The organism is Pseudolactococcus plantarum (assembly GCF_002441715.1).
In the GTDB taxonomy this organism is placed as follows: Bacteria; Bacillota; Bacilli; order Lactobacillales; family Streptococcaceae; genus Pseudolactococcus; species Pseudolactococcus plantarum.
The window spans coordinates 1-12,172 of the sequence record NZ_JXJX01000009.1; the positions used below are offsets into that span (position 1 = coordinate 1).

General features: G+C 36.3%; 12 protein-coding genes. 4 read left to right on the top strand and 8 right to left on the bottom strand.

All coding sequences use genetic code 11. The features are described 5' to 3' along the window. Nucleotides 1-360 precede the first annotated feature (360 nt). Nucleotides 361-594, top strand: coding sequence for a DUF4357 domain-containing protein (locus RU87_RS06685; protein ID WP_489752595.1), 234 nt, complete (start codon nucleotides 361-363; stop codon nucleotides 592-594). Nucleotides 595-890: 296 nt separating this feature from the next. On the opposite strand, the gene RU87_RS06690 is transcribed toward RU87_RS06685, so the two are convergent. Both RU87_RS06690 and RU87_RS06695 read right to left on the bottom strand, forming a co-directional pair. After that, a complete protein-coding gene (locus RU87_RS06690) occupies nucleotides 891-3,164 on the bottom strand; it encodes an ATP-binding cassette domain-containing protein (RefSeq protein ID WP_068163466.1) in 2,274 nt (757 codons plus the stop codon). Further along, nucleotides 3,157-3,588 (bottom strand): MarR family winged helix-turn-helix transcriptional regulator, encoded by a 432-nt coding sequence (locus tag RU87_RS06695; protein ID WP_068163464.1) that lies wholly within the window; start codon nucleotides 3,586-3,588, stop codon nucleotides 3,157-3,159. The genes RU87_RS06690 and RU87_RS06695 overlap by 8 nt, the downstream gene beginning before the upstream one ends. 254 nt (nucleotides 3,589-3,842) lie before the next feature. Between RU87_RS06695 and RU87_RS06700 the strand changes: the two genes are divergently transcribed. Both RU87_RS06700 and RU87_RS06705 read left to right on the top strand, forming a co-directional pair. Then, a complete protein-coding gene (locus RU87_RS06700) occupies nucleotides 3,843-4,655 on the top strand; it encodes an oxidoreductase (protein ID WP_068163462.1) in 813 nt (270 codons plus the stop codon). A gap of 18 nt (nucleotides 4,656-4,673) precedes the next feature. Beyond that, on the top strand, nucleotides 4,674-5,672 hold the full coding sequence (locus RU87_RS06705) for a helix-turn-helix domain-containing protein (RefSeq protein ID WP_068163461.1): 999 nt from the start codon (nucleotides 4,674-4,676) through the stop codon (nucleotides 5,670-5,672). Nucleotides 5,673-5,897: 225 nt separating this feature from the next. On the opposite strand, the gene RU87_RS06710 is transcribed toward RU87_RS06705, so the two are convergent. From RU87_RS06710 to RU87_RS06725, 4 genes are all read right to left on the bottom strand, one after another. Next, a complete protein-coding gene (locus tag RU87_RS06710; RefSeq protein ID WP_068163456.1) occupies nucleotides 5,898-6,287 on the bottom strand; it encodes a hypothetical protein in 390 nt (129 codons plus the stop codon). Nucleotides 6,288-6,416: 129 nt separating this feature from the next. After that, complete coding sequence (rlmD, locus tag RU87_RS06715) at nucleotides 6,417-7,778, bottom strand: 23S rRNA (uracil(1939)-C(5))-methyltransferase RlmD (protein WP_068163453.1); 1,362 nt, start codon at nucleotides 7,776-7,778, stop codon at nucleotides 6,417-6,419. 102 nt (nucleotides 7,779-7,880) lie between these two features. Beyond that, nucleotides 7,881-8,624 (bottom strand): hypothetical protein, encoded by a 744-nt coding sequence (locus tag RU87_RS06720; protein ID WP_068163450.1) that lies wholly within the window; start codon nucleotides 8,622-8,624, stop codon nucleotides 7,881-7,883. A 169-nt stretch (nucleotides 8,625-8,793) separates the two neighbouring features. Beyond that, the gene (locus tag RU87_RS06725) at nucleotides 8,794-9,432 is read right to left on the bottom strand and encodes a TetR/AcrR family transcriptional regulator (RefSeq protein ID WP_068163447.1); all 639 of its coding nucleotides are present in this window, start codon (nucleotides 9,430-9,432) and stop codon (nucleotides 8,794-8,796) included. A 389-nt stretch (nucleotides 9,433-9,821) separates the two neighbouring features. Between RU87_RS06725 and RU87_RS06730 the strand changes: the two genes are divergently transcribed. Continuing rightward, nucleotides 9,822-10,403 carry an isochorismatase family protein gene (locus tag RU87_RS06730; RefSeq protein ID WP_068163445.1) on the top strand — a complete coding sequence of 194 codons (582 nt, stop codon included), beginning with the start codon at nucleotides 9,822-9,824 and terminating at the stop codon, nucleotides 10,401-10,403. A 79-nt stretch (nucleotides 10,404-10,482) separates the two neighbouring features. On the opposite strand, the gene RU87_RS06735 is transcribed toward RU87_RS06730, so the two are convergent. Continuing rightward, nucleotides 10,483-11,556 (bottom strand): ABC transporter substrate-binding protein, encoded by a 1,074-nt coding sequence (locus RU87_RS06735; RefSeq protein WP_068163442.1) that lies wholly within the window; start codon nucleotides 11,554-11,556, stop codon nucleotides 10,483-10,485. Then, the gene (locus RU87_RS06740) at nucleotides 11,557-12,141 is read right to left on the bottom strand and encodes a LemA family protein (RefSeq protein WP_068163433.1); all 585 of its coding nucleotides are present in this window, start codon (nucleotides 12,139-12,141) and stop codon (nucleotides 11,557-11,559) included. Nucleotides 12,142-12,172: the final 31 nt, after the last annotated feature.

The window sequence follows — 12,172 nt, forward strand, 5'->3', positions numbered from 1 at the left end:
GACTCTAAGATTTAAGGATAGCATCATTTAAATTGTAGTAAATATAGACAACTGGATTATTATTTAAGACATCAATAAACATTTTTTCAAGTTTATTTTCTAGTTCTCCTTTTTTTAAATTTAAATTCAAAACTCTATATTTCAACATGTATCTCACTCCAATAGTTAACTAAAATTATATTTACTTTATATATATATAATAATATTACCATATTAAATAATTAATATTAGAGTTATTACCAAAATATAACAATTAAATAAATTATAATTAACTGACTGAAGAGAAAACAAAAAATTGATTATGATGAAAAATAAATCAAATTCATAGTATACAAAATCAATTCATCTAGCCAAAGTATTATATTGTCAAAGTTTAGTCATATTGAAGTCATCGACTCTAATTCCATTCCTGAAAAAATTAGGAAAATGCGACAGAAAGACGGCTTAATCATTGATGGTATCCTTCAAGAAAATATACTATTCAATTCACCTTCATATGCAGCCGCCTTTGTCATTGGTGGAAGGGTCAACGGTAAGGAAGCTTGGAAAGACACAAATGGTCGTTCACTAAACGACATCGAAAAATCTGAATAACCACATAAGCATAGGTTAACTACTTCTGCTTTTTTTATATCCTATTTACCTCCCCAGCTATCAATAAACTAATGCTCCATATGTCCCTAGAAACTAAAAAAAGACCTCAGACCAAAATCTGAAATCTCAAAAATTTACAAATCTCTTAAGTTAAAGTTTATCTAACTGTTGACATAGTATTCAAAGCACATAACATCACGCGCAACCATCACTACCATACGTGACATATAAATAATATCTTACGCATGACCAAGATAAATACAACACTCCTCAACTCCTTTAAACCCTAAAACTAATCAACTTTTCTCTATCTCAGTATTTTTAGCTATAAACCGTCTCAGATGTTTAGCCGTATAGGAGTTTTGACATGACAGCATATCTATAGGATAGCCTTGGAATAGTAGCTGGCCTCCTAAGTCTCCACCTTTTAATCCTAGATCGATAATCCAGTCTGCCTGACTGATGATGGAGAGATTATGTTCTAGAACGATCACGGTATTGCCATCTAAGTTTAATTGATTCAGCAGCTTAAGCAACTTATCTATGTCCGCTTCGTGCAAGCCTGTACTAGGTTCATCTAAGATGATGATACCGGAGCTTTTTTTCGATAATAACTGAGCAATTTTTAGCCGTTGAAGTTCACCTCCAGAAAAACTAGCTAAGCTTTGTCCAAGGCTAATATATGACAAATTTGCCTTGATTAAAGCTTGTAGGACTTTTTTAATCTTTGGATTATCGAAGAACACAGCTTGTGCTTCTTTCACTGTTAAAGCTAGTAACTCATGAATATGCTTCCCTTTATACTGATACGATAAGGCTAAGTCATTATATTTTTGACCATTACACCTTTCGCAAACCTGATAAGTATCTCCCAAATAGGCTAAATCTAGTTTGATGACTCCTTTTCCGCGACATTCTGGACATGCACCTTTTCCTGTGGGTGAAAACAATGCTTTATCGACATGATTTGCTGTCGCATATACTTTTTTTATCTCATCAAAGATCGCTAAATAAGTGACAAGGTTCGACCGATGACTGACATGGGGCATTTTTTGATCTAAAATCATTGCTTGAGGATATTTTGCTTTAAATAAATATCTGATCAAGGTACTCTTACCTGATCCAGCCACTCCTGTTACCAGAGTCAATGCTTTTTTAGGGATTTTTATGGACATATTTCTAATATTATTTTTAGATACATGTTTAAGTCGATAATACGCGTCAAATGTTTTTTGATTAGGGTTAATATCATGTGATTGAGATAGTGCTTTCTCAGTTAAGGTGTTAGAGTTTAAGAGTTGCTGATAACTTCCTTGAAAGGTGATGTTACCGCCATCAGCACCTGCGCCTTCACCAAAATTAATCACCTCATCAGCAATTGCAATCATATCAGGATCATGATCTACAAATATAATCGAATTCCCCTTATCTCTAATATCTCTAAATAACTTGATAATCCCTTCAAGATCTTGAGGATGAAGACCAACGCTAGGCTCATCAAAAATATAGAGGACATCAGTTAAGGCACTGTTTAGATATTTCGTTATTTTGATTCTTTGAGATTCCCCACCAGATAATGTTGTTGTTGCTCTATTTAAAGTCAGGTAGCCTAATCCTACATCACACAAATTTTCTAGTTTTCTGATTAAATCATCTACAATAGTGGATACAGATTTATCTGTAATACTAGTTACAAACTTACACAGGTCAATAACTGACATGTCACAGCAATCCGCAATTGAATTCCCTTTTATTTTTGCACTTAAGACCTTGCTAGATAATCGTGTGCCCTGACAAAGAGGACAGATATCAGTTTTGACTATCTTATCTAGGTCTTTTTTATATTTTGTGTCTGATACATTCAGAAAACTCTCTACCATCCTTGGTATCACACCGATATAGTCAGCAGATTTATGCCATGCTTGACTAGGATTTTGAGGTTTTAACTTTTCTGAGTACAAGAGTAGCTTAAGTTCATCTTGATCATAATCTGAGAGTTTTTTATCATTATCAAAAAATCCTGACTCGGTATATCTTGATAAGCGCCATCCTTTAGCCTGAAAAGTTGGAAATACTATAGCACCATCGTTTAAAGATTTATCAAAATCAATTAACCTATCTACATCGATTTCCTTTACTACTCCTAATCCTTTACACCTTTTGCACATGCCATCTGGATGGTTGAATGAGTAAATCATGGAATAACCAATAAACGGGATAGCCATCCTAGAATATAAAAGTCTTAAACTTGAATAAATATCTGTAATGGTGCCGACTGTTGATCTGGCATTTCCTTGAATTTTTTTTTGATTAATAACCAAAGAAACTGGCAAATTACTGATCGTATCTACGATTGGTTTCTTGTACTTAGGCAGTAAATGTTGCATATAACTCGAATAGGTCTCAGTTAATAACCGCTGTGATTCACTGGCAATCGTATCAAACACTAAAGAAGACTTGCCAGATCCTGATACACCTGTGACTGCAACAATCTTGTGCTTAGGAATTTTAACAGATACATGTTTAAGATTATTTGTGCTAGCATTTTGAATATTAATAGCATCATTCATGTCTTCCTATACGCTCCTTTCTAAGCGCAGTTGAAAATTTATTAGCTAGAGTAGCAAAATCCTTTTGTTCTTGGACAGTCAAAGCATGAAAAGCTGTTTGATGTAGTAAGTGATGTCTATCTGAAATGCTAGCTAATAACTTCACTCCATGAGCCGTTATTGATGTATATAACTCCCGCCCATCAGTTAGGCTAGGTGATTGCTCGATAAGTCCTAATGCTTTTAAGTTTTTGAGAGATTTTGACAACTTAGTTCTGGAAACACCTAAGCTGACACTTAAATATGACGGTAAAACTTTTTCTGATTTGTCTAATCGGTTCAATATATCGTATTGTAACCAGGTAATATCATCAGGATTAGCCAAGGAACGTTCTGCAACCATCTCACACTGCAAATCCATTAAAGCGATTTTTAAGTCTGTCATCACTGCCTCCTCTATATAGTTTCTATATGGAAATTATATGTTTTTTGCTACTATTTGTAAAGTGATAAATAGGTTTTATAATTGACTATCCTCTTGTAATTAACTCACTGTATCTCCAAACACCATCTATGATAAAGTATTTAACAGTCAACCAATCTCATATCATCATTTAACTATAAAATGGCGTGAAGTGTCATTTTTATCATCACAGTAATATGTTAAACTATTTTTGTAAACAAAGTGAGGGATAGAAAATGAAAGTAATCTTAATTACAGGTGCAACGAGTGGTATTGGGTTTCAAGCTGCAGAACTTCTAGTCAAACAAGGACATAGTGTTTATGGTGCTGGTCGCCAATCAGAAAAACTAAAAAAGCTTAAAATGATTGGCGTCAAACCTCTTCACTTAGATATCACGAGCGAAGCAAGTACAAAACTAGCAGTTGAAGAAATTTTAAATCGAGAAGGAAAAATCGATATCTTGGTTAATAACGCAGGATATGGTGCTTATGGTGCTATAGAAGATGTATCTATTGTTGAGGCCAAAAGACAATTTGAAGTGAATTTGTTTGGTCTAGCCAGACTAACCCAACTAATTTTACCAAGTATGCGCAAGCAAAAGTCTGGCAAAATTATCAATATTTCATCCATGGGTGGGCGTGTCACGACCTATTTTGGTGCGTGGTATCATGCAACAAAATATGCACTTGAGGCTTTCAGCGATGCACTGCGTATGGAAGTAAAAGCATTTGGTATCGATGTTGCTATTATAGAGCCTGGTGGCATCAAAACACCATGGGGATTTATCGCTGCAGATCATCTTGCCACTTCAGCTAAGGGTGGTGCTTATGAAACAGCAGCTTTAAACACTGCCAAAGGCATCCAAAAACAATATGCTAGCAAGATGATGAGTGATCCTAAAGTTATAGCCAAAGCAATCGCTAAAGTCGTCAATCACAAAAAGCCAAAAACACGTTATCTCATTGGCTTTGCTGCTAAACCAATTGTATTTTTACATACGATTTTGCCAACACGCTTATTTGACTGGATGATGATGCATGCAAATTAAACCAAAGAAGAAGACAATATGAAAATTTGCGTAGATCAACATTTCCAAAGATTTTTAACCAAGAACAAAATCGATTTGGCCACTTTATTAGCTGAAGCTAAAATTCCTAATCTCCTATGGCAGGGTGTGGTTCACTTAGATGAAGCACAATATTTTAAATTTAAAGAGGTTCTCTCTCGTCATCTTTCAGATGAACAGATGTTAATGGTCAGTGATATAGAAAACTTAAAGTTGTTTAAGCCAGCAGTTTTTGCTGCACTATCTGCAGCTAATGGTTTACAAGCACTTCATCGTTTTTTAAAATACAAAACAATTTTTGCGCCAATAGCTATTGATATGATACAAGACAAAAACAAAGTTACTGTTCATATAAAACCACAAACATCCCACTATCATCTTTCCTACTTTTCAGTAGTCAATGAGTTGTGCTTTATCCTTGGCATTATCAGAACTGGTACCAATGAACAGATTGTCCCTGCTCAAATTCAGCAACCTTATCAATTAGGCGACAAAATTCTTGAATATTTTAAAACACCATCAAAAAATTCACAAGACGTTTCCATAACTTTCCTCCTAGCTGATTTGGAAAAACCTTTTTTCACAAAAAATAATACGATGTGGCACATGATTGCGCCTGAGTTAGAGCGGCAACTTCAAGCCATCAAAAGCGAGAAACCGTTCATGAATATGGTGCATCAGGAACTACAGAAGATTGTTGCTTCAGGTGATTTTTCTTTAAGCATATTATCTCAAAAATTAGGGTTGAGCCAAAGGACTTTACAGCGCAAACTTAAAGCAGAACAGACAAGCTTTAAAGGAGAGTTACAAACTGTACAATTTAGCATGGCCGTTTTTTTTGCAACACAAGAACATCAAACAATTGAAGAGATTGCCTATTTAGTTGGGTATTCAGAAGCGAGTGCTTTCTCAAGAGCTTTTAAAAAATGGTCAGGTATGACATTTAAACAATATATCAGTTCCCATAACAATAGCGAGACGGATTCAAGCAATCGATAAGGCAGAGGCTAACTACCTTTGCTTTTTTTCATCTTCTAGTTACCGAATTAACTATCAAAATTCTCTTACTCATATATTTCTGAAAATACACAAAAAAGAGCTCGAACGCAAAAAGCTCGAACTCTCTTATGAATTATGAAACACATTATACTAAGGTGTTTTTATCCTTTATACTTGATGAAGTCTAGTCACTCGTAGCTTAAATATACAAAAACTCCTCAACGACTAGTTTGTGATATTGACTAGATTGTCTTGAATCATTTGACTTGGTATATGCTTCATTATAATCGTTTTCATTTTTTGGACATGGGGTCTATTTGTTGGAAATGTATCTAAAAGGTCATTGAAACATGTCTCTATCATTTCCTTTTCTACACCTACAGACTCAGCAATATATAAAAGTAGTTCAGGATTTTTCACATTTTTATAAAATGCAACAATCCCACTTTTTTGATAACCTACATTTATTAAAAGATGTTCTTTTTGAGAATGTTCCCCTTTAGCATTTTGTGTGTAAGACTTTGGTTTTTCTCCTAAATGGGTTTTGTGTAATTCGTCTGCATAGTATGTGACTTCACTTTGACAATAAGTTTTTATGAATTGTTCAATCGTCATTTTCTACTTCTTTCTGGACGTCTAGTACAAACTAACAGGAAAGTGGTGCATGAGTCAAAATCAAATGGTGACATAGTTTACCACAAGCTACTTTCACCTACCATTAGTAGATTTCATAAACGCTAATGCTTATTTTTTTGACAGTATTCCTACCAACTCCACATGATGTGTCTGCGGGAACAAGTCCACGGGTTGGACTTTATCTAGGTTGTAGCCTAGTGCTTCAAAGCGCGTGACGTCACGCGCAAATGTCGCTGCATTACATGAGATATAGACGATGCTACGAGCTTTGGTACTTGCTGCTGCCTCGATAAAGGCTTCATCTAGCCCTTTACGTGGTGGGTCGACTAAGATAACATTAGGCTGGATATCTTGTCTTAGCCAGTCTGCCATAACTTCCTCAGCCTTACCAGTCACATAGGTCGCATTTGTGATGCCATTTAGTGTGGCATTTTTTCTAGCATTTTCTACAGCGGCATCAATCACTTCGACACCGTAAACGTGTTTGACCTGGTCAGCAAACGATAGTCCAATAGTCCCAATCCCTGAATAAGCATCGATAACGATATCATCTTTTGTCAAATCAGCAAATTTTATCGCTGTTTGGTATAACAGTTCTGCTGCTGCTGTATTGACCTGATAAAAAGAAGGGCCTGAAATCTGATACTGCTTACCTAACATGCTATCTGTAATATAGTCTTGCCCGTAAAGGGTATGCCACTCAGGGCCAAAGATCGCATTGCCGGTTGAGCTATTCACTGTCTGCATGATTGATTTTATCTCTGGAAACTGAGCTGTTAATGCCTTAACAATGTCATCCTTTTTGAAAAAAGCTGCTTTTCTGGTCACAAAAATCACCATGACCTCACCACTCGCATAGCCTCTACGGACAACGATATTACGTATGAAGCCTGTATTTTCTACTTCATTATAGGCTTTGATGCCATAGTTTCGAAGCAGATCACGCACTGCAAGGACAATCGCATCAATCTCAGGCTGTTGGATATAAAAATCTTCGACTGGCACAAGACTGTGTGATTGTTTCCGGAAAAAACCAGTTTCTAAAACACCTTTAACTGTTCTAACCGGAATGCTAGCTTTATTGCGGTAGTGCGTTTCTTTTGGACTTTTTAGTGTGTCAAGCACAGGAAAGTCCACTTTCCCAGCAGTTTTGCGTAACAATTCACTGACTTGCTTGCGTTTAAAGTTCAGCTGTTCTGCATACTGGAGATGACCAAAATCCGCTATCCCAGTTCTCAAGTAGTCGAGATTAATGTCTGTCACACGGTAAGGAGACGTTTTGATATAGCTTTCTACTTTTCCAAAGCCAAACTTTTTACCAGTCTTTAGGACGCGCATCTCTATTTTTTCACCAGGTAGGGCATTTTCCACAAAAAATGGGTAGCCATCAACTTTCACAACACCTGATCCTTCATGTGTTAAATCGATTACCTCTGCTTCAAACTTGTCATTTTTCTTAAATTTCATCATGATGTTATTATATCATATCCCATAACGATTCCCATTCACAAATGAAAAGATCCGCTTTATAACAGATGACACCATACCTTAACGATCTCACACCTCTGACATTTATTGTGTGTTAGTGACTTTTTTTACAGAAGTAAACACACATATCGACACGCAACTCAAACTCATGATACTGCCGACCAAGAGACATGGCAGGCTGTTCATCAAACTATTTGATAATGTGCCTGGGAACGCATTTGATAGGATTCCTGAAAGGATAACAGACGATAGCATGGTCATTATCGTCGAATACCGAATCATACCAAATACTAATGGCAATAAGCCGACTAATACAGTTCCTACCATTATCACTAGTAGATGTATAAAAGATGTTACCGTAAGCGAATAGCTACTTCCAGTTTCAATAGCAATTAGCTTAATCAAGAGTTGCACGATGATCGCAGCAACAACCTGTGCAACAAATGAAAGACTCACAACGACCAGAATCTTGCACCATAGTAGTTTCATGTTCCTAATGGGATGTGAAGATAATTGATTGCTCGATTGCTGTCTAACTGCTTCGATGATAATGACTGAGATTAAGTAGGCTTCAAAAAATAAAAATGTGACCTGTGTAAATAATGACCCAAAAAGTGACGTAGCTAATGGCCATCCTGCCCAAGCATTACCGTGGTCGTTAAATGCTATTTGGTTCTGTATGATGATCTCTGTTAGTTGGTTATTGGTACCTAGTCCCAGTACAATGATCGATGTGATGACAGTCATCACACCAAGTAATATGAGCCAAACAGATAACAGCTTCATTTTTGGTAGATTGCCTATTTCCTTTTGTATCAGTGTTAACATTTTTGTATCTCCTTTTTTTCATTTTTTATATGTATACCATGATTACATACTGATAGTATGTAATCGGCTAAAAAAATTTGCTTTCTTTAATAGCCATAACATACTACTGGTATGTTATAGACTAAAATTTAGACGGATCGTATACTTTATGCATTCACCCCGCCTAACTTTAATCTGTTGATTGTTTTAACTTGGCAAATAGATCATAAATCAATGATAGCATGTCATCAGTGATTAATGGTACCCCTAACCCGTCAAAGGTTAATTTGACAAATGCTATTTTACGTCTCAATGCTTGTTCTGTTAATACAGGCGTTTGAAACCCAATCCAAATATTAAATGTCAGTACGATCAAATCCGCTACTTCTTCAGGATAATTTGTCACGATAGACCCATCATCAATCCCCTCTTGGACTTGTTTTTGAATTTCTGGGACACTGTTTTCAAAAATGGCTAAATAGTGTTCTCCAAGTAATCTTGGACTACGAAGTGTTATCGTGGCTGAATAAGCAAGTTTTTGCCTTTCTAAATTACTGAATGCTTCTTTTAATGAATTTTGTAATCTTTCAAGACCACTATCCCCATGCCAAACAAAATGGCTACTTCCTAAATCATTACCGCTCACTATCGCTTGTAAAATACCAAATTTAGAATCAAAATGATGATAAATCACGCCCTTAGTTAGCCCACCAAGCTGATCTATAATATCTTGTAACGACGTATTATCAAAGCCTTTTTCTAAAAATAACTGTTTCGATACCGCCAAAATCTTTTGCCTTGTTTCTTCTGGATGACGACCTCTTCCCATCTTTTCTCCTCATGTTAAATTCACAAATTATCTACGTTAGCTATCAATAGTCTAATAGATACCGCTGGTATGTTTTAGTGTAACACGTCAAAGAAACTATGTCAAATACCAAGCATACTATGCAAAGCTATCATGTCTTCGCGAAAGGGATAAGGATATGCCCAACTACTTTTTTGAGAGCCTCATGCATCTCAAAGCAACTATTTATTGATAGCTTTGAACAAATCATTCACTAGATACTTACAAAATTTTTGTCATCGTGTACTAGATTAGGTATACTATAACTAATTTAAATTAGCTGATCAGCAGGCTATCTATCATCAAATAAATACTTACTTTATGATTGAATTAATCCCAACACCCAAACAAATAAACGAAAGGGCAAACAAATGACCACACTAGACTTTTCCAAAACAGCTTATATCCCGATAGATATCCAAGCAGGTATCGTACATACTGGTAACTTAGCACCCTACACAAGTGATGAGCTATTAAGCGCAACCAATCAGTTGACTCAAGTCTTTAAAAATACTGAAGCCTTGATTACATTGGTTAAAGTAGATGCCAAGACCTTCTACTACCTGCATCCTAATCGCGTATCACGAACACAAGACATTCAAGTACCTAAAGATTATGATACCTTACTGCCTAAGATTGCGACTGATGAGACAGCAACCAACGTCATCACTGTGACTAAGCATAATCCCAGTGCATTTTTTGGAACAGACTTAGACTTGCAACTCCGCCGTCGTGGGATTGACACCATCATTCTATCAGGTATTACCAGCAGTAATGGTGTTTATGCGACAGCTTTAGATGCCTTTCAACATGGCTATCATCTCTATATCGTCTCTGATGCGACAACTGATCGTGATAGTGACTTACATCAGCTATTTTTTGAAAAACTCTATCCTAAGTTAGGTACCGTCATCACTCAGGATAAACTCTTAAACCTGATTAAAGACAAGTAAATTGATAGATGACAGCAAAAAAATACATGATTATGATCATGTATTTTTATTTTTGATGACAGGCTAGTTATTACTTAACTTATTTTCGATACATCTTAACGGATAAGAATAAGTCATTATAGATGCCTAGGTATTTTGGTCCTAAGTTTTTATAAACGGCTAGATGGTTCATGACCTCATCACTTGGATAAAATGCTTGGTCAGCCGTTGCTTCCTTAGGTAATAATTTTTTAGCTGCTGCATTGGGTGTCGCATAGCCGACATATTCAGCATTTTGGGCAGCATTTTTGGGCTCTAGCATAAAATTAATGAAGGCATAGGCTGCTGGGAAATTCTTAGCTGTTTTAGGGATGACGATATTATCAAACCATAGGTTAGACCCTTCACTAGGCACGACATAGTGAAGATGCTTGTTTTGACTCACCATCTCAGCCGCCTCACCAGAGAATGTCACAGCTGCAGCTGCTTCATTATTAATCATGTACTGCTTGATTTCATCAGCTACGATGGCTTTAATATTTGGTGTCAGCTGTTTCAACCGATCATAGGCTTTATTGAGCTGTCCCATGTCTGTTGCGTTGAGACTATAGCCTTGTTCATTTAAGGCCATACCGATGACCTCACGCGCACCATCGATCAACATTAGGTTATCCCGGTAATCAGGTGACCATAAATCTTGCCAATGCGCTGGTGGTGTTTTCACTAACTTGTCATTATAGACAATCCCTAGTGTCCCCCAAAAATAAGGAACAGAGTAGTGATTATTGGGATCAAATGGTTGATTCAAAAACTTAGGATCTAGATTAGATAAGCCCTTGATTTTACTCGAATCAAGTGGATTTAAGAGTTTTTCAGAGCGCATCTTATCGATCATATACTCACTCGGTATGGCGATATCATAAGTCGTACCACCTTGTTTGATCTTGGTATACATGGCCTCATTTGAATCAAACGTCACATAGTTAACCTTATAACCTGTTTCTTTTTCAAACTTACGTAGTAGGCCCTCGTCGATATAGTCGCCCCAGTTATAAATCGTCAGTTGATTGTGAATACCAGAACTGCCTTTATCTGCTGAGAGTTTGACTGCAAATAACCCTAGTGTCGCTATAATCACGATAACACCAACTAGAAAGTAGCTTAATCTTTTCATTTATTTACTAGAATCATCAAAATTAACAGCAGGTGTATCTTTTGCAGACGCACTCGCTTTAAAGTAGTCTTTCTTAGTCGCACCCTTCATCCCAGCAACGATAGAGGTTGGGAATAAGCTGACTTTTGTATTATAAGATTTAACCACATCATTATAACGTGTACGTGCGACAGCGATACGATTCTCAGTACCTGCTAATTCATCAGCTAACTGTGTAAATTGTTTATCAGCTTTGATATCTGGATAACTTACTTGTAGTCTTAATAACCCATTAAGGGCTGATGAGACTTGGTCATTAGCTGCTGCTTTATCAGAGACTGTATCAGCTTTACTCATGGCGCTTTGCGCATTTGAGATGGCTGTAAAAATCTTTTCTTCATGTGATGCATAACCTTTTACAGTTGACACCAGGTTTGGAATTAAGTCATTACGACGTTGTAGCTGTGTATCAACATCAGCAAAAGCTGAGTCGACTTGATTTTCTTGTTTGACGATACCATTTCCGATAGTGAAAAAGGCGATAATCAGTACAACAAGTACACCAATAATCCCAACAACAACTCGATTTTTCTTCAGAAAGTCCATAATATTCTCTTTTCTATATTTTATATTCTAT